This window comes from Flavobacterium daejeonense DSM 17708 (genome assembly GCF_000425425.1).
Lineage (GTDB): Bacteria > Bacteroidota > Bacteroidia > Flavobacteriales > Flavobacteriaceae > Flavobacterium > Flavobacterium daejeonense.
The window spans coordinates 45,690-66,872 of sequence record NZ_AUDK01000014.1 but is presented as its reverse complement, the minus strand read 5'-3'; the positions used below and the strand labels follow the sequence as shown (position 1 = coordinate 66,872).

Annotated in this window: 24 protein-coding genes; 12 read left to right on the top strand and 12 right to left on the bottom strand. The window is 33.2% G+C overall.

The features are described 5' to 3' along the window. Positions 1-135 precede the first annotated feature (135 nt). From H599_RS0110995 to H599_RS19545, 4 genes are all read left to right on the top strand, one after another. The gene (locus H599_RS0110995; protein ID WP_035141483.1) at positions 136-891 is read left to right on the top strand and encodes a hypothetical protein; all 756 of its coding nucleotides are present in this window, start codon (positions 136-138) and stop codon (positions 889-891) included. A 29-nt stretch (positions 892-920) separates the two neighbouring features. Then, positions 921-1,400, top strand: a complete 480-nt coding sequence (locus tag H599_RS0110990; protein ID WP_026714183.1) for a hypothetical protein — start codon at positions 921-923, stop codon at positions 1,398-1,400. A 12-nt stretch (positions 1,401-1,412) separates the two neighbouring features. Continuing rightward, on the top strand, positions 1,413-1,820 hold the full coding sequence (locus H599_RS0110985; RefSeq protein WP_026714182.1) for a 6-carboxytetrahydropterin synthase: 408 nt from the start codon (positions 1,413-1,415) through the stop codon (positions 1,818-1,820). Between the two features lie 76 nt (positions 1,821-1,896). Then, on the top strand, positions 1,897-3,138 hold the full coding sequence (locus H599_RS19545; protein ID WP_051590718.1) for a GTP-binding protein: 1,242 nt from the start codon (positions 1,897-1,899) through the stop codon (positions 3,136-3,138). A 38-nt stretch (positions 3,139-3,176) separates the two neighbouring features. On the opposite strand, the gene H599_RS19540 is transcribed toward H599_RS19545, so the two are convergent. The 4 genes from H599_RS19540 to H599_RS0110960 all read right to left on the bottom strand — a co-directional run bounded on the left by H599_RS19540 (position 3,177) and on the right by H599_RS0110960 (position 5,766). Continuing rightward, the gene (locus H599_RS19540) at positions 3,177-3,581 is read right to left on the bottom strand and encodes an OsmC family protein (protein WP_035141472.1); all 405 of its coding nucleotides are present in this window, start codon (positions 3,579-3,581) and stop codon (positions 3,177-3,179) included. Positions 3,582-3,664: 83 nt separating this feature from the next. Further along, positions 3,665-4,417, bottom strand: coding sequence for an SDR family NAD(P)-dependent oxidoreductase (locus H599_RS0110970; RefSeq protein ID WP_026714181.1), 753 nt, complete (start codon positions 4,415-4,417; stop codon positions 3,665-3,667). A gap of 85 nt (positions 4,418-4,502) precedes the next feature. Further along, positions 4,503-4,790: a hypothetical protein gene (locus tag H599_RS0110965; protein WP_026714180.1), complete on the bottom strand. Its 288-nt coding sequence runs from the start codon at positions 4,788-4,790 to the stop codon at positions 4,503-4,505. A gap of 85 nt (positions 4,791-4,875) precedes the next feature. Then, entirely contained in the window at positions 4,876-5,766 is an 891-nt protein-coding gene (locus H599_RS0110960; protein ID WP_026714179.1) for an AraC family transcriptional regulator, read from the bottom strand. A 146-nt stretch (positions 5,767-5,912) separates the two neighbouring features. On the opposite strand from H599_RS0110960, the gene H599_RS0110955 reads away from it, so the two are divergent. From H599_RS0110955 to folE, 6 genes are all read left to right on the top strand, one after another. Then, the gene (locus H599_RS0110955; protein WP_026714178.1) at positions 5,913-6,971 is read left to right on the top strand and encodes a flavin monoamine oxidase family protein; all 1,059 of its coding nucleotides are present in this window, start codon (positions 5,913-5,915) and stop codon (positions 6,969-6,971) included. Positions 6,972-7,001: 30 nt separating this feature from the next. Continuing rightward, positions 7,002-7,337, top strand: a complete 336-nt coding sequence (locus H599_RS21220) for a hypothetical protein (protein WP_051590713.1) — start codon at positions 7,002-7,004, stop codon at positions 7,335-7,337. Further along, entirely contained in the window at positions 7,259-7,468 is a 210-nt protein-coding gene (locus tag H599_RS21415; RefSeq protein ID WP_394330978.1) for an Ldh family oxidoreductase, read from the top strand. Before H599_RS21220 ends, H599_RS21415 begins: the two co-directional genes overlap by 79 nt. Before the next feature lie 78 nt (positions 7,469-7,546). Next, on the top strand, positions 7,547-7,930 hold the full coding sequence (locus H599_RS0110940) for a hypothetical protein (protein ID WP_026714177.1): 384 nt from the start codon (positions 7,547-7,549) through the stop codon (positions 7,928-7,930). Between the two features lie 81 nt (positions 7,931-8,011). Continuing rightward, positions 8,012-8,653 carry a sigma-70 family RNA polymerase sigma factor gene (locus tag H599_RS0110935; RefSeq protein WP_211253750.1) on the top strand — a complete coding sequence of 214 codons (642 nt, stop codon included), beginning with the start codon at positions 8,012-8,014 and terminating at the stop codon, positions 8,651-8,653. A gap of 23 nt (positions 8,654-8,676) precedes the next feature. Then, positions 8,677-9,225: a GTP cyclohydrolase I FolE gene (gene folE, locus H599_RS19530; protein ID WP_081810546.1), complete on the top strand. Its 549-nt coding sequence runs from the start codon at positions 8,677-8,679 to the stop codon at positions 9,223-9,225. A 96-nt stretch (positions 9,226-9,321) separates the two neighbouring features. Here folE and H599_RS0110925 read toward each other — a convergent pair whose 3' ends face one another. From H599_RS0110925 to H599_RS0110885, 8 genes are all read right to left on the bottom strand, one after another. After that, positions 9,322-10,077, bottom strand: coding sequence for a GDSL-type esterase/lipase family protein (locus H599_RS0110925; RefSeq protein WP_026714175.1), 756 nt, complete (start codon positions 10,075-10,077; stop codon positions 9,322-9,324). 501 nt (positions 10,078-10,578) lie between these two features. Further along, on the bottom strand, positions 10,579-11,085 hold the full coding sequence (locus H599_RS19525) for a 5'-methylthioadenosine/S-adenosylhomocysteine nucleosidase family protein (protein ID WP_245600514.1): 507 nt from the start codon (positions 11,083-11,085) through the stop codon (positions 10,579-10,581). A gap of 285 nt (positions 11,086-11,370) precedes the next feature. Further along, positions 11,371-11,556: a YgaP family membrane protein gene (locus tag H599_RS0110910; RefSeq protein WP_026714174.1), complete on the bottom strand. Its 186-nt coding sequence runs from the start codon at positions 11,554-11,556 to the stop codon at positions 11,371-11,373. 137 nt (positions 11,557-11,693) lie between these two features. After that, complete coding sequence (locus H599_RS0110905; RefSeq protein ID WP_026714173.1) at positions 11,694-11,996, bottom strand: hypothetical protein; 303 nt, start codon at positions 11,994-11,996, stop codon at positions 11,694-11,696. Positions 11,997-12,074: 78 nt separating this feature from the next. Then, positions 12,075-15,266, bottom strand: a complete 3,192-nt coding sequence (locus H599_RS0110900) for an efflux RND transporter permease subunit (RefSeq protein ID WP_026714172.1) — start codon at positions 15,264-15,266, stop codon at positions 12,075-12,077. 79 nt (positions 15,267-15,345) lie between these two features. Continuing rightward, a complete protein-coding gene (locus H599_RS0110895) occupies positions 15,346-16,437 on the bottom strand; it encodes an efflux RND transporter periplasmic adaptor subunit (RefSeq protein WP_026714171.1) in 1,092 nt (363 codons plus the stop codon). Positions 16,438-16,492: 55 nt separating this feature from the next. Continuing rightward, positions 16,493-17,806: a TolC family protein gene (locus tag H599_RS0110890; protein WP_026714170.1), complete on the bottom strand. Its 1,314-nt coding sequence runs from the start codon at positions 17,804-17,806 to the stop codon at positions 16,493-16,495. 151 nt (positions 17,807-17,957) lie between these two features. After that, complete coding sequence (locus tag H599_RS0110885; RefSeq protein WP_035141468.1) at positions 17,958-18,599, bottom strand: Crp/Fnr family transcriptional regulator; 642 nt, start codon at positions 18,597-18,599, stop codon at positions 17,958-17,960. Positions 18,600-19,159: 560 nt separating this feature from the next. Here H599_RS0110885 and H599_RS0110875 point away from each other — a divergent pair. Together H599_RS0110875 and H599_RS0110870 are read left to right on the top strand one after the other, a co-directional pair. Further along, entirely contained in the window at positions 19,160-19,777 is a 618-nt protein-coding gene (locus tag H599_RS0110875) for a TetR/AcrR family transcriptional regulator (protein WP_026714167.1), read from the top strand. 52 nt (positions 19,778-19,829) lie between these two features. Beyond that, on the top strand, positions 19,830-21,164 hold the full coding sequence (locus H599_RS0110870; RefSeq protein ID WP_026714166.1) for a TolC family protein: 1,335 nt from the start codon (positions 19,830-19,832) through the stop codon (positions 21,162-21,164). Positions 21,165-21,183: the final 19 nt, after the last annotated feature.

Sequence of the window (21,183 nt, the reverse complement as noted above, 5' to 3'; positions counted from 1 at the left end):
TATCAAAACTTATTTGGTTTTTAATTTCCTGCACGGTCACTTTTTGACCTAGTCCGTCTCAATTTTCAGAATTTTAATACCTACACAGTTTTGAAAACCTTGCAGGAAAATCAAAACTCATACAAAATCAAAGCCATGAATAAATTTGTTTCAAATGAATTTCCAAATGCAGAAACAGGTACTGCTGTAACCAATAAATACCTTCACTTTTTAGAAAAAGAATATGGTGCTGATTTGTCTAAAATGTTATTTGCCACCTCACTTTGTTCTGATGATGTCAATGTTTCTACCGATTTTAGAAAAGTACTTTCCCGCCCTTTTTCTATGGGAGGTTTGGGAGGTTTACCCTATGCTGGTTTTACCGGCATGGCGGCTTTTGCCCATCATATTCCTGACGGAGGTGATGCCTTTATTTTCTACGGGCCACATATCGGAATTACCGATGAAGGTGAATTAGGAAAAATGATACGACCAGGACAATCGCGATTAACAAATAGTTGTGGAGCATTGATGCTTGGACTAGAACGATTGCAACAGCAAAGTGAGGTATATGTGCCCATCAATTCGGAAATGGATTATCAACAAATATTGTTGGAACGAACCATAATGCCTTATAAACAAAGGATTCTGGAGGCAAAGAATTCCAAAAAAGAAATAACCGAAGTTTTCTATGAAGAGATTCATAAAAAGATCCAATTGCTGGTCAAAATGTCTAAAAAGGAATTTCAGTGCGAACGTATTTTTTTATTAGGAGGCATTATCATTAATACGTCGCCAGAGTTTAATGATATGGTAGATGTGAGAAATTTTCAGGTGGTACATACCAATGAGATTGAAGTGAAAACTTTTGACATTTCTATTTTAGAAACACCTGCTTTTAAAGATTTGTAAAAAAACAATCAACTAAAATAAAAATAGTAATGCAAAAAACAGCCTGCCTAAATCCTGAAGAAATTCAACTACTGGACGACTTTAATTCTAAAAAAAACATTCTTTCTGTTTTCTATTATTATTGGATAAACTCATCAAATCCTGACGAACATTATAGTTTTATAGATGTTATTGAACTTGTTTTTGATGATAATTCTTCTTTGTTTTTTAAACTTAATGAAGATGATTCCGGAATTGCAATAACCTCCGAATTTGAATTTGAGAAATACAAAAAAAATTTACAAACCGAATTTCTACAGCAAATAAGACTTCAAAAAACAGAAGCTACCCCATTAGAAATTTGGGAATCTACATTGACGAATTCTTTTCAGGAAATAACAGCCATTAGAGAGAAAGGTCATTTTTTGAGTTCCACTTTTTGGATCGCTTTCCAAAATCAGAAAATTGAACTTTATTTCCATCCAATAGAAGGATTGGTTGTAACAGAATACGAGGAAGTTTTGGAATAAAAAAAACAAGAAATGAAAATAACCATTTGTCGAAAAGCCTACTTTAACGCCTGTCATAGAATGCATAACCCTAATTGGAGTGATGCCAAAAACAAAGAAGTATTTGGTGTATGCAACAATCCTAGTTATCACGGACATAATTTTGAATTAATTGTAAAACTAACAGGCTCCATAAACCCCGAAACAGGATACATTATAGACATGAAAGTTTTGGGCGCCATTATAAAAACCGAAATAGAAGACCGTTTTGATCATAAAAACCTCAATCTTGATTGTCCGGAATTTGCTAATACAATAGCTTCTACCGAAAATTTAGCAGTAGTGATTTATACTATTTTAAAATCGAAGTTAGATAATCAATTGAAACTAGCTATTGTGCTTTTTGAAACCAATAAAAATTTTGTGGAAATCACTGAATAACATAAAAGCAACATTGTTGCATTAACGTAAAAAAAAACAATATATTTGCAACATAATTGCAATGACAAAAAAAATTATGAAAAAGCTACCCGTAACTGTACTCTCTGGTTTTCTTGGCGCAGGAAAAACCACTTTGCTTAACCACATTCTTCATAACAAAGAAGGATTAAAAGTTGCTGTAATCGTAAACGATATGAGCGAAGTCAATGTTGATGCCCGATTAGTAAAAGACGAAATGACTTTATCGCGCACTGAAGAAAAGTTAGTTGAAATGAGTAATGGTTGTATTTGTTGCACTTTGCGTGAAGACTTAATGCTCGAAGTAGAGAAATTAGCCAAAGAAAATCGTTTTGATTATTTGTTGATAGAGAGTACAGGAATAAGCGAGCCTATTCCCGTGGCACAAACTTTTACGTTTGTCAACGAGGAAGAAAATATTGATTTATCCCGATTCAGTTACATCGACACCATGGTTACGGTTGTTGATGCGTTTAATTTTTTTAAAGATTTTGGCTCGGCAAAAACCTTACAAGATATTAAAGCATCAGATATTGAAAATGATAATCGCACCATAGTTAATTTGTTAGTTGACCAAGTCGAATTTGCCAATGTAATTATTTTAAATAAAACCGATTTGATAACTCAGGAAAAATTAGAAGTTTTAAAAGCTTCGATTACAAAACTAAATCCAATTGCTAAAATCTTAACTTCTCAATATGGAAAAGTAGATTTGAAAGAAATTATCAATACAGCTCTTTTCAATTATGAAGAAGCTGAAGCTTCAGCAGGATGGATGCGAGAATTAGAAGGTGAACACACACCCGAAACCGAAGAATACGGTATAACAAGTTTTGTATTTAGAGACCATCGCCCGTTCCATCCAAAGCGATTTTATGATTTTATAACAACTAATTTTCCACAAACTGTTATCAGAAGTAAAGGTTTATTTTGGATTGCTTCCCGTCCTGCACAAGCCATTAACTGGAGCCAGGCTGGTGGATCAATGAAAGTTGAAGGAGCTGGTATTTGGTGGGCAAGTATGTCTTTTGGTGAACGCATTAAATTCCAAAACTTTGTTAATTATCAAGATAGTATTGAAGAGCGTTGGGATAAAAAATTTGGTGACAGATTGAACGAATTAGTTTTTATAGGTATTGACTTAAACAAAAACGAAATTTACAATCAATTAACACATTGTCTTTGTACCTCCGATGATATTATGGATTTAGAAGATGGTTTTTTTTCTAATAGAGACCAATTCCCTATACCAAATCCATTTACTAAGAATCAAAATACTGCAGTTTTTCATAATTTATAAACAAATTTGGTTAATTGTTTAGAAATTAACCTTAGAATTCACCACAAATTATTTTTAGAATTGTAAGTGAACTCATATTTGCGTTCGATATTATGATCAAGACTATTACCTACATGACAATAATTAACAGCAGCTGTTTCAATTACTTCTTTTTGACTATCTGTAAAATCGTTACTTAATAGTATATTAATTTCCATTTGTCCTACTCTAGTTTTATCTTCACTCATAGAAAAAGTGATTTCACTTTTAGTATCAGCTATATCAAAGTGATTTTTTCGTGCTGCTGAATCTATTGTCCCAAGTAAGCAACTACCATATGCTGTCACTAATAAATCCACAGGGGTATAAGTATTTGCATTTACGGTAATGGGTTTTTCATTTAAAGGAGCTTCAGTAGCTGAATAATATTCCCCTAAATATTTTGTTTTTATGGTTTTAGCCATCTTATTCGATTTTTTAATTTATATTAATTTTGTTTAAACTATCCGAGACTCCATTCTAATTTTAGTATTCGCTGGAGGTATTTTTAGTTTCTACCAGCCATAACACCACCATCAATATCCCATATTGCACCTGTAACCCATGAACTGTCATCAGATAATAAGAAGTCTATGGTTTTCGCAATATCTTCAGGTCTTCCAACTCTTCCAATTGGGTGAAAAGCATTAAATCCTTGTAATGTTTCTTCAATTTTAGCTTCTTCGATAAATGAACCGTAAATAGGTGTTACCACGACAGCAGGAGAAACAGCATTTACACGAATATTACTATCAGCCAATTCCATTGCTAAATGTTGTGTAAGACTGTGTAAACCAGCTTTAGCCATCGAATAAGCAGATGAAGGTGTAGCTTTAATAGCTTGTTTAGCCCACATAGATCCAATATTTACGATAGAACCACCACCATTTGAAGCCATTACTTTAACAACCGATTGGGTTATAAAGAAAAAAGCTTTGTTGAAGTTGTGATAAATATCATAATCTTGTTCTGTATGTTCTAAAAATGACTTCGGACTAAAATATCCTGCTGCATTTACCAGGTATTTTAAATTTGGTAATTCTTTGGACAATGAGTCCGCAAACACTTTTACCTCATTCATATCAAAAAGATTAACTCCCATTGTTTTTACAGCTCCAAAAGAAGCTAGCTCCCCTTTAGCAGTCTCCAGATTTTTATCCGCTCTACCAACAATAATAACTTCGATACCTTTTTTTAATAATTCTTGTGCGGTGGCTTTCCCCATCCCGGTTGTACCACCAATAATTAATGCTTGTTTCATAATATTTCCAATTTTGGTATTAATATTTTATTTTGCCAATACTTCCATAAAAAATGACAGCATTGGCAAAAACAGTGAAGAATACTTATGCAATTGTATAAATCCTTACATCAGGATTGTCCTTCAGGTAAGGTTTTAAAGCGATTACAACATCATTGTTGAACAACTCACTTGAAAGATAGTTTTGTGCATCTTCTGCTGTTTCAAAACCATGTAACACCTGTACATCCTCATCTCTTATTAAAAGCTCTTTAGATGTTGCTCCCTTGATCCCGTTAAGAAATGGGGTTTTGTATTTATTGTAAACACCAGCTGCATTTCCACGGTCTGCATTATCAATTTTTAAACTGATTTGTAAATAAGATTTTGCCATTATTTTGTCATTTGAAATTTATTTCACAAAATTCAAAATAAGCCAGTAGGCTCACAAGGGACAAAAGAGAAAAGAAATGGTAATATTAAGAAATGGATTTTCTAAATTCTGAAGGAGAAATTTCAGAATGCTTTTTAAAGAATTTCACAAAATAAGAAGGATCATCAAAACCCAATCTATAACCAATCTGGTTAATATTAAGGTCTGAATGTAATAACAATCTTTTTGCTTCCAATATGATACGTTCATATACCATTTGTGAAGGTGTTTTATTAAGATTCTTACTTATTAATTCTGACAAGGTTCTTGTAGAGATATTCATTAATTGAGCATATTCAGCTACGGTAAAACCTTTATTATAGTTCTCGTCAATTAGATTGACAAATTTGATAAGCTGAATTCTCTTCTCGTTGATAATATGATTATTATCTTTCTCATCAACTTCAATTTTTCTACGTTGTATCTGAATTAAAATTGCTTTTAAGTAAGTTCTCAATAATTCTTCTTTACCAAACTCAATTTTATTATTCAATTCCTTTTCTATTTGAATAATATATTCATCTAATAATTCTACACCATTATTCACACAACAAGAAGGTTGTTGATAAGGGCTGTTAAAGAGGTTATACTTTAGAAAAAAATCAACTTCACTATCATTTTGCACCAAAAAAGATTCATTAAAATGGATTAAGAAACCTTCATAATCAATAGTCTCATCAAAATAGTGAACTTGATTTTTGGCAATTAAAAAAATAGCGTTTTCAAATACATCGTAACCTTTAAAATCAACATAATGAATACCGCTACCTTTTTTAAACCAAATTATTTGATAAAAACTGTGAATATGAGGTTTTGTAGTATTGCCATAATGCTTCCTTAGATAATCATTCAAATTATGAACTCTAAATCGAGGCTTATCATAATGCTCTTTATTAAGATGATATTCATTAATGACTGAATCCTTTTTTGTACTCATAGCTTTAATTTGAAGAGAAGCAAATTTACAAAAAAGCATACAATTTGATGCCATTTATATCAATATGGCTTATAAATGTAAATTTATACCATAAATTTTCTCATTTTTCTATTAAAATTATTTTTTATAAAATAGAATTTTGCACTATGAAAACAAATGAAAAAATTATAATCGTAGGTGGTGGTTTAAGTGGTCTTACTTTGGCTTATTTACTATCAAAAAAAAATATTGAAACTACTATTTTAGAGGCATCAGACAGACTTGGTGGTAGAATTCAAACCATAAAAGGAATTTCAGATACTCCTTTAGAATTAGGTGCAACTTGGTTTTCAGACTTCCATTCGAATCTAATTTCATTACTTGAAGAATTGAATCTAAAAAAATATCCACAATATTCAAGAGGCAAATCATTGTTTCAAACCAAATCATTTGAACCGCCTCAAGAATTTTATGTCCCGGAATCTCAAAATCCTTCCTATAGAATTGCTAATGGTACACAGGCTTTAATTGATACTTTAGCAAAAAAAACACTTTTTGAAAATATTCTTTTGAATACAGAAGTTAAGTCAATTAATGAAATTGCTGATAAAGTGGTAATAGCAATTGCTGATGGAAGAGAATATAAAGCAGATAAAGTTATTATCACTATTCCTCCTCAATTAGTAGCCTCCAAAATCAAATTTTCACCAATCTTAGATAATTCATTAGTTGAAGTCCTTCCTACTGTGCAAACTTGGATGGCAGGAGCGATTAAATTCACATTGGAATATTCGGAACCATTTTGGAGAAATGAAGGTTACTCTGGCATGTTATATAGCCACGCAGGCATTGTTACGGAAATGTATGACCATACTAATTTTGAAGAAGATAAATATGGCTTTACTGGTTTTCTAAATGGAGGAGCTACATCATATAATCAAGAAGTTCGTAAAGAATTTGTATTGCGGCAACTTGGAGAATTACTAGGAATTAAAGCATTAAATCCTATTGCTTACTTTGATAAAATTTGGACAGATAAATTTGTATTGTCAGGTAATCCAATCATTCATAGACCACATCAAAACAATGGGCATCCTTTATTGCAAAAAGAGTATCTAAATGGTAAACTTTTATTCTGTGGCACAGAAACGGCGAGTGAATATGCAGGATACATGGAAGGAGCAATTATTGCGGCAAAAAAAATAACCAATAAAATAATTAACTAATTTGTTCTCAAATCATTAAATAATAACTTTTTGAACAACAAAGCCTCACATCTACTTTCTAAATTAAACGAGCAATTAAACTTTACAGACTTAGAAATAGATGATCCAATTCATAGAAGTGAAAATGCAATAAATATTATTATAAATTCAATTGAAAAATTGAAGAATACTTTTGAAAAAGAGAAAAATAAATCACAAGAAATAGAAATAGATTTTTTTAAAAACATCAAACCAAAATTCACTTCAAAACTTATTTATTACAATATGGATATGCAAATAAAAACTGCATTTATCCTGAAATTTTTAATGATAAAAATCTACAAGAACGACTTATTAACGAAATTATCGATTATACACATGATGTAGAACCCATGAATCCGGGAGACAAAATTTATTATCCAGGAGAAAGAAGTGCAGCAACTAGAAATAAAAATATAAAAGACGGAATTCCAGTTGACAAAAGTATTTGGAAAAAAATAATGGAATTATCAGCATAAATTTTGTAACCTTTTTGTCTTTCATTAACTCTAAAGTAATATAAACCGATTTATTATATAACTTTAAAAAGAAAAAAAATGGAAAGCGCTAACAAAATTCAAATTATTAAACCAACGTATCATTTATTAAAATTCACTTTCGGAATTGTACCCATTGTTGCCGGATTAGATAAGTTTACCAATATTTTGACTAATTGGGAAAATTACATTAATCCTTCCTTAACAGCTATAATTCCTTTTGATAGTGGTACTTTTATGATGATTATTGGTTTAATTGAAATCATTGCAGGTATTATTGTTTTGAAAAAAACAGAGATAGGATCTTATATCGTTGCAGCTTGGCTTACCTTAATAGCACTAACTTTAATTGCCAGTGGGAATTATTTAGATGTAGCTGTACGTGATTTAGTTATGGCAATTGCTGCATTTTCAACTGCTAAAATTGCCAAAATTATAGAATAATAAAAATGGTTTCTATAAATAAAATAGAAACCATTTTTTGTATAATCTGAATTAATTCCAATAGGTTCAAAAACAATAATGATGAATCAATATAACGATACCGAATTAATAAATAAAATTCTGGAAGGAGAATTAGCTTTATACGAAATCCTTATCAGGCGGAACAATCCTTTTTTATATAAAATAGGAAGAAGTTATAACTATAATCACGAAGATACCCAAGATTTGATGCAGGATACATTTATTGATACTTATCTTAATTTATCCAAATTTGAAAATCGCTCTTCTTTCAAAACTTGGATTATTAAAATCATGATTAATAATTGTTATAAAAAGCTACACAAGTTAGGCTACAAAAATGAAATTATAACTGAAATTAATGAAAAAGCAATTCCTATGTTTTCTGATAATTCACATACAGATACCAATAAAGTAATAATGGCTAAAGAGCTGAATTTTGTAATTGAGAATGCTTTAATTCAAATTCCTTTAGACTATAGAATAGTTTTTTCTTTAAGGGAAATTACAGGATTAAATGTTGAAGAAACGGCTCAATCCCTAAACATCAGCGAATCTAATGTCAAAGTGCGTCTGAATCGTGCCAAAGCAATGCTCAGAAAACAAATTGAAAAATCATATACTGCAACCGATTTATATGAATTCAATTTAATTTACTGCGATGCAATGGTTCTTAATGTTATGAATAAAATAAAAAAACTATAGAATGTCAACAGAAAAAACTTTAAATAAAATCGATAAAAAATCATTTACTTAATCCAATTCGTAAAGATGCTTTTGAACTTAATGACAATCAAAAAATAGATTTGATCCAAAATCATTTCAAAGAAATTATGCATATTCTTGGACTCGACCTAACTGATGACAGCATACAAAATACGCCCAGGAGAGTTGCTAAAATGTATGTTGAAGAAATTTTTAGTGGCATTAATCCTAAAAACAAACCAATAATTACCCTTTTTGAAAACAAGTATCAATATGAAGAAATGTTAATCGAAAAAGACATTACTCTTTACTCTTATTGTGAACACCATTTTGTTCCAATTATTGGAAAAGTCCATATTACCTATATTTCTAATGGAGCCGTAATTGGACTATCCAAAATAAACAGATTGGTACAATTTTACGCCAAAAGGCCTCAGATTCAAGAAAGACTTACAAACCAAATTATACAACAAATTAATGATGTAGTGGGTAAATGGGCAACATTCGCCGAAGAAACCAAGGTAAATAAAGACTTTATGGAGCAAATTAGTAAATCGCATCTAATTTTATAACAAACATCAAAATTAGAACACAAAATAATTCAAACAGTCCTCACGAAGTCCCAATAGAGATAAAACTAGATCTTAAGAAAGATATTTCTATTTTTCTCACAATCTTTCAATTATTGATTTCTCAAAATTAATCCATTTCTCATACCCTTCATCATTTAAATGCACACCGTCTTTAGTTAATTCCTTAATCAATTCTCCATTAGTATCTATAAATTGTGCATATAAATCAATAACTTCGTAATAAGCTTTAGTCTCATTTTTTTTAATGATTTTATTTACCTCAAGAATATCTTTTTTCACATATTCTCTTCGACTGGGCAAAAGTGTACGCACATAAATTTTTGTAGCAGGTGATTTACGATGAATTTTTTTGGCAATCTTCAATATGTTTTTGGCTATATATCCGGTTGAGGGAACAATTTTATCATACTTTAAAGAACGATTGTCTTCATTGTGATGAAGGTTAAACAGATCATTAATTCCAATGAGGATAAATACCGCTTTAGGTTTTGAATAAATAATTTCATCCAAGCGCTGCAATACACCATCGGTAAGATCTCCGGCAATTCCGCGATTGCGGATATGATTTATTCCAAATCTTGCACTCCAATCCTTTCCTCCTTCTGTAATACTATTGCCAATAAATACAATTTCGCCAAATTCCAGCGGCTCCTTTTTAAACTCCTGAATACGCTTTGGATAATATTTTTGTGTCCAGTCATTATGATAACGGCTTACGATTTTTTGATTTGGATATAATTTTTCCAAACTTTCTGTTGGAAGCGACAAAGATTGTCCAAAAATACCGTTGCTTAATGCAATAAAAAATAAGGGTAAAAATATTTTTTTCATGATTTTCAATTTATTCTATTTTAACAAAATAGTAATTTTTTAGAATGACCAAAAGTCCTGTTATATTTTCAAACTACTTTCTTAATAAGAGGGTCAATAGCTGTAAAAAGGCCAAATTACGAATGTTTTCTTATATAATTTTTGTTTTTTCTATTCTCCAAATTAAAACTATTTTGATATGACAATCAATTATTTAAAAAATAATTTTAAAAAAAATGAACGTTGTTCAAAAATAAAACATATCTTTGCAGAAGAAATTATTACTTATGAGTGTAGCAGACAGAAAAGCAAGGAAAAAAGAAGCTAATACCATTTCTGTTACCTTTTTTCCAAAAAATAAAAACCTCCAAAATCATTTGACTTTGGAGGTTTTTTATTGGTTCTAAAAATACTTTCTGATTTTTAAAGTTTATCAGAGCTGCACTTATTTATTCCCAAAAGATTTCCATAAGCATAGCTGCTTTATGAACCTGAATAGTCCAGTCTTCAGCAGCGTTATCGTCAGCGCCATCCGAGATGTATTTCAGACACAAAAATGGAATTTGCTCTTTCATGGCAATCCATCGCCAAGGCATAGGCTTCCATATCTACGACATTATATAACACTTCTGAATGTTCCATCTCAAAACTATCGCCCGTTCCGCAGATTCCTTCCTGTAAACCGTCCATTTTTAAACCATATTCTAAAATAGGAGGTAAGCCCGATAGAGGCGTTTCATACAACTGAAAACCTAAACCGCGTACATCCATATCTCTTTGTATGAATTTGGTACAGCAGACAATATCTCCTTTCTGAAAAAAGTTACTTCCAGCCGATCCTAAGTTAACAATTAATGAAGGTCTTTTATTTTGAATGATTTTTGTTAATTCATAAGCGGCATTTACTTTGCCTATTCCTGTTATAATAGTGTTGCACTCTTCAAAAACATCGGCAGCCTCGGAGGTTAAGGCAAAAGAGAATAAAGTATTTTTTATTGAAAATGAGTGATCGGTATTTATATTTATCATCGGTTTTTTTGTTTTTTTGAATATGCAAAAATATTCATTTTTGATCTGTATTCTATTGACCTAATCATAAAACTACGCATTTCCCGATTTATCATTGGCTTCAAAAATTTTCCTTGGATATTTTTCAATTATGTATTTTTAACTTAACTATATGAATAATAAAAGCCTGAATATTTAAGTATTCAGGCTTTTGTTTTTTGGCTTGTTTTTTCAAATAAAAAGCTATTCTAAAAAAAATAAGAGATCTAATCTGCGTTGAAAACTTAAGAATTAAGAATTTAAAAATTAGTCTTTGACACCAAGTTTAGTCAGTATATCTTCAAGTAAACACCATTTGGTAATTGAAGATTGCAATAAGTTGGCTCCAACAAATGCGGTAAACCAAAGGAAATTTTGGTTGACATAAATAGCCAGAAGTAAACTCAACAAGATAAAACTCCCCGCAACGGCTCTAATAATTCTATTTTTCATATGTAAATAATATTTGTTTTTTTATTGGTCATATGTAATTGCTTCGCCTGTTCGTCCCGATAATTATCGGGACTCGAGCCGCATATCTTCATTGGTGGTTTAAACCAATTCCAAGTCATGCTCATTTCATATTTAATTTATTTTTCGATGTTTAATACGGCTATGTGGATTTTTGAAGCAATATCCTGCTTGGAATTCAGTTTTTCTACTTCTTCAAAAACAGTTTCCATTTGTTGGCTTGGTACAAAAGCATAGAACAGGGTTGAGTCGGTTTCTACTGCCTCACCTGCAAACCAGTTGTTTTCGATTTCTTCTGATTCGGTCAAATTCTTATGTCCTTTTACTTCTGTATAAGTAAATGTGTTTACTTTTGTTTTCTTAAGTATTGCTTTAACCTCAGAATCAAAAGCAGTAATGGCGGTTATTAGTACTAATTTCATTTTTAATCAGTTTAAATTTTAAAAAAAATCAGAGTCTGAATTTCAAGTTTTAGATTTCCAAGCCCTGAAAAATATTCATTATTTCTCCCACTTTTTGCGTTCGGTGATGTAATAAATTATCGGCACTACAATAAGCGTTAGTATAGTTGAAATAATGGCTCCAAACACTAGCGAAATTGCCAACCCTTGAAAAATAGGATCAAAAAGGATAATGGATGCACCTATTACAACCGCACCTGTAGTCAGTAAAATAGGGGTCGTACGCACCGCGCCCGCCTCGATAATGGCTTGTTTGAGATTAATACCCTCGTTGAGCCTAATTTCAATAAAGTCAATCAGCAATACCGAGTTTCGAACCATAACACCGGCCAAAGCAATCATCCCGATGAAAGAAGTTGCCGTAAAGTAAGCCCCCAATAACCAATGTCCCAACACGATTCCGATAAGTGACAGCGGAATGGCAAGCATCATCACAATAGGCGTTTTAAAATTTTGGAACCACCCCACAATCAGCATATATATGATGACGATAACCACCATGAATGCCACGCCCAAATCGCGGAATACTTCGAGTGTAATTTGCCATTCTCCATCCCATTTTACCGTGAAATCACTTTCATCGGTGGGTTGTTCCATATATAATTCGTTTACTTTATAGCCTTTTGGCAAAGTTATTTTGGCAAGTTTTTCGTTCATTCCCAAAATCGCATACACCGGACTTTCCAATGTTCCTGCCATATCGGCCGTTACGTAAACTACACGTTTTTGGTCTTTACGATAGATGGTTTTCTGTAAAGTGTCATTTTTTACTTTTACCAAATCACTGACCGGAACCATATTTCCTTGATTCCCTTTGATTTTCAGGTTTTCAATTTCCTGAAGGCTGGTTTTGTCTTTATCGTCAAGCGAAAGGACGATTGCTACATTATCATTTGATTTTTCGTCATACAGATTCGAAACCGGATATTCTTTCAGCAAATAAGTAAGGTTACCAACTACTTGCTGATGAGCAATGCCGTTTAGCATTGCTTTTTCCTTGTCAACTTCCAATTTGTATTCAGTTTGGTTGTCTTCGGTCATCCAGTCAACATCCACGATATCGGGAGTGTTTTTCAAAATAGTTTTCACCTGATCCGCCACTTTAATCTGCTCTTTGTAATCAGGCCCATAAATCTCGGCTACCAAAGTTGACAATACCGGTGGCCCCGGAGGCACTTCAATCAGTTTTACATTTGCGCCATATTTTTTGGCAATTTTCTGAATTTCAGGACGCATTCCTTTGGCAATTTCGTGGCTCTGCGCTTTTCTTTCTTCTTTGTGCAATAGATTCACCTGAATATCGGCCATATTGCTTCCGCCACGCATATCATAATGGCGAACCAAACCGTTGAAGGTAATCGGAGCCGAAGTTCCTATGTAGTTTTGGTAATTCACCACTTCGGGACGTGTTGACAGATAGTGTGCAATTTCCCTTGTCACCGCCGAAGTACGTTCCAATGTAGTTCCCTCAGGCATATCGATAACCACCTGAAATTCATTTTTGTTGTCAAACGGCAGCATTTTTACCAATACCGATTTGGTAAAGAACATTAGTATGGAACCCAATAATAAAATCACTGTTACAACCATCAATATCTTTCTTTTTCCTGAATTTTCAAGAAACGGACGCTCAAATTTGTTGTAAAAACGGTATATCCAACTCGTTTCAAGACCGTGGGTTTCCTTGTGCTGCTGTTCTTCTTTTTCCTGAAGGAAATGATATCCTAAATATGGCGTCACAGTCAATGCAACAAACAAAGAAAGTATCATCGCTATAGAAGCCCCGATTGGCATCGGACTCATATAAGGTCCCATCATTCCTGACACGAAAGCCATTGGTAAAATTGCCGCAATTACAGTGAAAGTTGCCAAAATAGTTGGATTCCCTACCTCATTGATGGCATAAATGGCCGCTTGCTTAAACGGTAGTCGCTTCATTTTGAAATGACGGTGCATATTCTCGGCAATAATAATGCTGTCGTCAACTACAATTCCCACTACAAACACCAGGGCAAAAAGGGTGATTCGGTTTAGGGTATATCCAAGCAGATAGTAAGCAAATAAGGTCAAAGCAAAAGTCAAAGGTACTGAAAGAAAAACCACCAAACCGCCTCGCCATCCCATGGCGAGCATAACCAAAACGGTCACGGCAATAATCGCAATTCCAAGGTGCATCAGCAGTTCGCCTACTTTATCAGATGCGGTTTCTCCGTAATTTCGGGTTACTTCTACATGAACGTCATTTGGAACCAACGATTTTTTAAGCTGTTCTACTTTGTCCAAAATTTTGGCTGAAATTTTCATTGCATCGGCACCTTTTACTTTGCCAATAGAAATCGTGACAGCAGGATATTCGGATTTTGCAGTTTTAAATTTTTCATTGGTTTTTCCATATCCGAAAGACACATAACTTTTTGGTGTTGATGGTCCGTCCTGAACGGTAGCAACTTGTTTCAAATAAACCGGCATGTTTTTGTTTATTCCAACGACAAGATTTTCTACATCTTCAGTATTTGACAAAAACTGACCTGTCGTTAACAAATACTCCTGATCGTTTTTCACAAAACTTCCGGATTGCGAACTCCCGTTATTGGCTTGGATCATTTGCATAATGCTCAAAGGATCCACACCGTTTTCAGCCATTTTATCTTTATCCAAAATCACTTTTACCTCGCGGTTTTGTCCTCCGATTTCTTTGGTGATTGCCACGTCCTTAACTTTCTCTATTTCCGAAGTCAATTCTTCGGCAATTTGGCGTAACTGAAATTCATCTTGTTTTTCGCTCCATAAGGTCAGTGCCAACATGGGTACATCGTCAATAGAACGGGTTTTTACCATTGGTTTATAAACGCCGGTTGGGAACATATTTTCATGTTTTTCCAATTCGTCGTATAATTTCACATACGAACGCTCAACATCCTGTCCCACATAAAATTGGACAATCATCATGGCCTGACCGTTCATGGCCATACTGTGGACGTGTTCAACCCCTTTGATGTTCGAAATTATTTTTTCCAATGGTTTCACTACTCGGCTTTCTACTTCTGCCGGACTTGCTCCCGGATAGCCTACCATGATGTCGGCCATAGGAACGTTAATTTGCGGTTCTTCCTCCCTTGGGATCAGAAACGAACTGTAAACCCCAATAATCATCAACGCTACCATCAATAAGACAGTCAATTTTGAGTTGATAAAAAAATGGGCTATTCTGCCTGAAATTCCTTCTTGCATATTTTTTTTGTTTAAAGTTTATGGTTTATAAGTTTAAAATTGCTGTTCAACTAAACTTAAAACTGCTACTAATTACTGTTTACTGAATACTGATTTTAGCTCCGTTATACAACTTTCCATCGGCCGAAACGATGTATTGCTCTCCTGCCGAAAGCCCTGACAAAACTTCTGCTTCATTACCAAAAGTTTTTCCGATGCGAAGCCATCTCAAAATAGCAACATTTCCTGCACCCACAGTATAAACTCCCGTCAATTGTCCTTGATGAATCAATGCTGATTGAGGTATCAAGACTTTATCGGATGTTTGTGTCGTACTATTTTTATTGGCTACCGGAAATTGCACATTTGCGAACATCCCTGATAAAACTGTTTTATCAGCTCCTTCCAAGTTAATTTTTACCAAATATTGACCTCCGGTATTTTTGGCTGACAAACTCACTTCACTCACTTTTCCGTTCAATGTTTTATTGGTTGATTTGACCAAAACTTTGACCAACATTCCGCTTGTTATCGATGCAATGTCGCTTTCGGCAACCATCGCGGTTACTTGTAGTTTTGAATTTCCTTCAACACTTACTAAAGGCATTCCTGGATTTGCCATATCTCCTTCTTTTACAAAAGTATTCGTCACAATTCCTGAAAATGGTGCCGTGATATTGGAGTAGGCAAACTGTGCCATTACTTCGTTACGCATTTGTTTGGCACCTTCTAATCCGGCTTTTGCCATTTCATAACGGGCAGTCATGTCATCCAATTCTTTTTGCGAAGCGCTTTGTTGTTTAAATAGAACCGTAAAGCGGTCGTAGTCTTTCTTGGCATTGTTGTACCCGGCCGTAGCCTGAAGGATGTTGGCGTCTACTTGAGCTTTTTTGGCCTGTAAATCGGTATTGTTGATGCTCACCAAAAGCTGTCCAACAGTTACTTTTTGACCAACTTTCACGTGAAGCTTGGTCACATATCCCATCATACGAGTGCTTAGGTTAGCGCTGTTTTGGGCTTCAATTTTTCCGCTTGCCGTTATAAATGGGCTGTTGCTGTTTGTGTCCGTGCCGCTTACTTTTACGACGATGGCAGGTTCATTAGCAATAACGTCTTTTTTCTCTCCGTTGCAGGAAGACAGCAAAACCAAAAACGAAATCGTTAGTGTTGATTTTAAAAAGAAGTTCTTCATTATAATATTTTTAAAATTGATATTGATTCTTGTAATTGTCATTGATATTGGCTTTTTATTTGGTTAAAAATTGAATATATTCTTGTGTGAATCGATATTCAAAAATGGCTTGCAGGTTTTCTAATTCCTTTTGGGACTGCAAGGTTTCGGATTGCAGTAAATCTGTTGTTTTTTCCAATCCCTGGGCAAAACGGTTGCTTCTGATTTTGTAGGCTTCCTGTGCTTGCTTAAAAGCCAGTTGAGTTAGCTTTACGTTGTTTTCTGCATCCGAAAGCTGCCGGACTGCTTGGTTTAACTCCATCTGACTTTTGGCTTTATACTGTTCGGTTTCTGTTTGGGCTTTGCTGTAGTCTGCTTTTGTTTTTTCCAATTTTCCAATGGATTTATAACCATCAAAAACATTCCATAATAATTGCGCTCCAACCAAATATCCTTTGGCATTAGTTCCAAATAAATTGTCATCATACATTTCATAACTTCCAAAAGCATTCAATCTTGGGAGTAAATTCATTTTGCTCGACATTACCATCTTTTCATACGCTTCAGATGATTTATCCAATGCCTGAATATCTTTTCTGTTTGTTGGTAATACTGTGTTTACGCTGATAACCGAAAATTCACTTTCAAATTCTTCTGTCGGTTTATACACTTTTTTGGACTGTTCGTCATTTAAAAGAAAACCTAAATAATCCGAAGCATTTTGAACATTTGATTTGGCATACTGCAGTTGATTACTAATTTCGTTTACACGAACCTGTACGTTCAATACATCTGTTTTTTGTAGCATTCCCTGTTTAAAATAGTTTTCAACCAATTTTAAATTGGCTTTGCCTGTGTTTTCAGCCTTTTGCAAAACTTTAACTGCTTTGTACGCCAGTTGCAACTGCATAAATGCTTTGTTTACTTCCAGTTCTAAATATTCTTTGGTACGCTCGGTTTGCAAAGCAAAAGCATCCATTTTTGATTTGGCCGCCTGACGTCCATACAAACCGTCAAGATTGATTAATGGCTGCTGCACTTCGATTTTGGTGGCAAAATTTTTAGTTTGTGAAGGATGGTTCAAAACGTTGGGATTAAAGTCCTCAGGACTAACGATAGCCTGATTTAATTTTGAACCAAAAGCCATCAGCGGATTTGTGGTCAGCATAGCGGTGTGAGACAAATTCACATTGGGAAGAAACAAAGAGTTTGACTGATGATAATCTGCCATAGCCGACTCATAATTTTTCTCGGCAATTTTGATTTGCAGATTTTTTTCGGACATTCTCGGAATCAGGTCTTTTTTTGAAATACGCAAAGTATCCTGACCGAAAGCGGTCCATGATAAGGCTAAGAGCCCGAAGAGAGTAAATATATTTTTATTTTTCATCGTTACTGTTGTTTCATTAATTTGAAGCAAAAGTAAGAGAGAGGGGAAAGGTAGTTTGTAACAATAGTTACATAGGGAACCCATAAAATTTAAAAAGTCCCAAAAAGGGACTTTTACTATAAAATAGATAACTTGTTTGTGAATTAAAATTTTACAATAATTCTATAATATTTCGGTTGAGTTTTATTTTTCCTTCGTCTTCAAGCACCTTAAGCAATCTTGAAATGACCACGCGTGAAGTATTGAGTTCATCAGCAATTTCCTGATGGGTAATTTGCATGATGTTTGTTTGGTTTACTTTTGCTTTTTCATTCAGATGTTTAATCAAACGCTCGTTCATATTCATAAAAGCAAGAGTATCAATCGCATTAAGCATCTCTTTCATACGGTTAGTATAGCTGTCAAAAACAAAGCTTCGCCAGCTTTTGTATTTACCCAGCCATTCTTCCATTTTTTCTACAGGTAACATAAGTACGATGCCGTCTGTTTCGGCAACAGCCCTGATTTCGCTTTTAGTTTTTCCCATGCAGCAGGCCATAGACATGGCACAGGTATCTCCTTTTTCTAAAAAATATAGAAATAACTCTCCCTGATCTGGAGCTTCCCTCAAAATTTTAATGGCACCTTCCAGTAACAATGGCATTTTAAAAATAGTACTTCCTATTTCTATTAAAATATCCCCTTCTTTGAATTTTTTTGTTACTGCCACCGTTGCAATTTCATCAATGAGGGCTTCTTCGAAAATATAACTGTAGTGTTTTTGTATTACTGATTTTAATTCTTGGTGGGTCAATGTATGTTGGTTTATTTCAAATCAATATTTAAGTTTTGACGTGTAATTTGTCGGTCTAATCGGAATTAAAAGTAGAGAAAATTTTGGAAAAAAAGACAGTAATCAAAATTTAGTGAGGACATCTTTCTGTTTTTTTTTTGGGAAGTTTTTTGATATTTGACTTTTGTATGATTTTTTGATTGTTGCAAATTCCTGTAGTTGATCACCTAATTTCAATTCAGGTTGTCTGGACATGTAAACAAAAAATTGAGCAAAAGTTAAGATGTTTTTTTTCTTTCTCATTCTGTAGTTTTTGTTTGCACATCCAAACCAATGATGCTATGGCATATGTAGAAACGGGACGAGTAAAAGGTAAAGTTGTCATTAAAATCAAATAATTATGCCATTTGCGAAAATTATATGTAAATCACTCTCAAAGGACACTATTGATTTATACGGATTTAAAGTTAATAATGGAAGTAATTTAATCTCAAAAAAGTTTAAATCACTTCATTAAAATAATTAAAAAAATGAACGTTGTTCAAAAATAAAACATATCTTTGCAGAAGAAATTATTACTTATGAGTGTAGCAGACAGAAAAGCAAGGGAAAAAGAAGCGTTAAAAATGCTTATTCTGAAAGGAGCAAAAAAGCTTTTTATAGAAAAAGGAATTGAGCAAACAACTATAAGAAACATTGCAGACGAAATTGACTATAGCGTTGGTACTGTTTATGTTTATTTTAAAGATAAAAATGCCATTTTACATGATTTGCATTCTATTGGATTTCAGGAATTAGGAGGTTATTTTAAAGAGCTGTTTAGTATTGAAGATCCAATGGAACGTCTCCGAAAAATGGGTTTTATCTACATTAAATTTGCCCTTGAAAATCAGGAAATGTATGATTTAATGTTCAACCTTAAAGCACCTATTGAATTTCTGACAAACTGCGATAATGAAGATTGGGATGAAGGTGCAACAACCTTTGGTGCTTTAAAAGAAACGGTTCATCAATGTATACAAAAAGAACATTTTAAAGGACATACATTAGAACCATTGACTTTTATGATTTGGAGTTTAGTACACGGTATGTGCTGTTTAGAAATACGCCAAAGAACTAAAGGAGTAAAATTCACAAATCCAGATACTATCCTATATGATGGTTACAATGAGTTTTTAAAAATAATAGATAGATTATAATTTTTTTTATTCAAAAAAATGAACGTAGTTCAATTAATAAACAATGTATAAAATGAAAAATAAAACATTAACACTGCTATTGGTCATTTGTGGATATCTGGGATATTCACAAAGTAAACTAGACGGTTATATTAAAACCGGATTAAAAAACAATGAGGTAATCAAGCAACATAATTTTGACATAAACAAAAGTATGTATGCTTTAAAAGAAGCACGTTCGTTATTCTACCCTAGCGTTTCATTAAATGGAACATATACCAAGGCCGAAGGCGGAAGAACGATTGATATTCCTGTAGGTGATATGCTAAATCCGGTATATAATACTTTAAATCAAATTACAAATTCTAATGCTTTCCCTACGCTACAAAACCAATCGGTATTAATCAATCCCGATAATTTTTATGACGCTAAAATTCATACCACAATGCCGTTGTTGAATTTTGAAATCATTTATAACAAAAGAATTAAGGCTCAACAAACAACTTTACAAAAAATTGAATTGGAAATCTATCAGCGAGAATTGGTTAAGGATATAAAAATTGCCTATTACAAATATTTACAATCGTTAGAAGGGATTAAGATTTATGAAGATGCTTTGGCTCTGGTTAAAGAGAACCAAAGGGTAAACCATTCCTTATTTAAAAATGACAAAATAAACCGTACGGCTGTTTTGCGAAGTGATAATGAAGTCATTCGCATCCAGGCCAACTTAGAAACAGCAAAACAAACCAGTAAAAATGCACAGGCTTATTTCAATTTTTTATTGAATAAAAAACTGGATTCGCCCATTGAAACTGATCTAAACGTAACATTCCCAAGCGATTTGGCTGCAGATAATACAACTAACAGAGAAGAGTTAAAAAAACTTAACGAAGTAAAAGAAATAAATAACAATATCAGTAAACTCACAGAGTCGCACTGGTTGCCAACTTTAGGCGGTTTTGCTGATTTTGGATTTCAGGATTTTGATTTTGATGTAAATAAAGACTCTCGCTATTATTTTGCAGGTTTATCTCTTGAGTGGAACATTTTCTCCGGAAACAAAAACAAATATAAACTTAAACAAGTTGAAGAAGACAATAAAAAAATAAATTCCCAAATAGATAATGTAAAACAACAACTGTTGCTTCAATTTCAAGTTTCACAAAACAACCTTAAATCTGCACTGGAACAATTCAATGCTGATAATAACCAAAAAGCATCTGCCAAAAAATATAATGATGATATAACGAAGCTTTATAAAGAAGGTCAGACTATCTACATTGAACTTTTGGATGCTCAAAATCAGTGGGTAAATGCCCAACTTAATGCAAATATTTCTCTTTATAATTCCTGGATTGCTTTCGCTGAAATGGAAAGAGCTAACGCAACATTTACTTTTAAATAATTCACAAAAACATAAAATT